The organism is Mesorhizobium sp. M7A.F.Ca.CA.001.10.2.1 (assembly GCF_003998575.1).
Classification (GTDB): domain Bacteria; phylum Pseudomonadota; class Alphaproteobacteria; order Rhizobiales; family Rhizobiaceae; genus Mesorhizobium.
The window spans coordinates 1-888 of record NZ_RZQY01001157.1 but is presented as its reverse complement, the minus strand read 5'-3'; the positions used below and the strand labels follow the sequence as shown (position 1 = coordinate 888).

The window sequence follows — 888 nt, the reverse complement described above, 5'->3', positions numbered from 1 at the left end:
ACCGAGGGCGAAATCCTCATTGACGATAAGCGCATCGACAACGTTCCCGCCAATCGTCGCGGCATCGGCATGGTGTTCCAGAACTACGCGCTTTTCCCGCACATGACGGTCGCCGAAAACCTGGCTTTCCCGCTCGAGGTCCGCAAACTTGGCCGCGACGAGGTGACGCGACGTGTCAGGAACGTTCTCGACATGGTCCAGTTGCCCGAATTCGGCAACCGGCGTCCGGCGCAGCTTTCGGGTGGCCAGCAACAACGCGTCGCGGTTGCCCGCGCCCTGATCTTCGAACCAAATCTTGTCCTGATGGACGAACCGCTCGGCGCCCTCGACAAGCAATTGCGCGAGCAGATGCAGTTCGAAATCAAGGATATCCATGCCCGGCTCGGCGTCACGTTCGTTTATGTGACACACGACCAGACCGAGGCGCTGACCATGTCGGACCGGATCGCGGTGTTCAGCGCCGGCCGCATCGAGCAGCTTTCGACACCACGCGAACTGTATGAGCGTCCGACGGGCAGCTTTGTGGCGAGCTTCATCGGCGAGAACAACCGCATGTCCGGCACCGTGCTTGCCGGCGGTGAAAACGGTGGCGTGGCCGTCCATCTCGACGATGGCGATCTGGTGTTGAAACGCCATTTCCCCTGGCGCGACGCCCCCTGCGGGCGCCAGGGTGACGCTGTCGATCAGGCCCGAGCGCATGTCCTTATTGCACGATGGCTCCACCGCCCTCAACGTGATTGCGGCAACCGTCGTTCAGTCCGTTTATGTCGGGGATCACATCCGGCTCGTCGCTGTGACGGCGGGCGGCCTGAAATTCATTGTCAAGCTTGCCGCATCGTCGTCTCGGTCCGAACTCAATGCGGGCGAGGCGGTTCGGGTGGGCTGTGG

Annotated in this window: 1 protein-coding gene and 1 pseudogene; both read left to right on the top strand. The window is 62.2% G+C overall.

The genetic code is table 11. The features are described from left to right. Positions 1-12: 12 nt before the first annotated feature. Positions 13-258, top strand: a pseudogene (locus EN964_RS39305) (ATP-binding cassette domain-containing protein); the annotation flags it as partial. A 412-nt stretch (positions 259-670) separates the two neighbouring features. Beyond that, the coding region (locus EN964_RS39300) for a TOBE domain-containing protein (protein WP_306663838.1) at positions 671-888 on the top strand (218 nt) is incomplete at its 3' end.